Here is a 316-nt window from a genome sequence, read left to right on the forward strand (position 1 = left end):
TTCCTGCTCGTTTTTACTGTGGAGCGTGTTTTTCTTTCCGCTTTTTCTGCCTTACGCGATGCCGAAGCACAGCGAACTGATTGACGGCGACACGGGTTTGGGTGTATACTGGGAGAGTAAAAATAGCTTTATCCGCAATTATGCGAGACTATATTGGCGGGCCGGTGCAGTTCGTGTATCCTGCCCGGTCCAGCTTGGAGGCAGCGCAAGCGGCATGAAACAAACATCTTTCAAGAAATCAAGCAAGAACGGCACCGGCCGCAGCATCGGCCAGGCTGTTGCGTGCCTGGTGATGGCGGCAGCCATCACCATTGGC

Annotated in this window: 1 pseudogene; it reads left to right on the forward strand. The window is 53.8% G+C overall.

Annotated features, from left to right (window positions below):
- Nucleotides 1-316 (forward strand): annotated as a pseudogene (locus tag P0G09_RS17175) (Lyzozyme M1 (1,4-beta-N-acetylmuramidase)); the annotation flags it as partial.

Origin of the sequence: Faecalibacterium sp. DFI.5.82, assembly GCF_029076575.1 — a bacterium.
Lineage (GTDB): Bacteria > Bacillota > Clostridia > Oscillospirales > Ruminococcaceae > Faecalibacterium > Faecalibacterium duncaniae.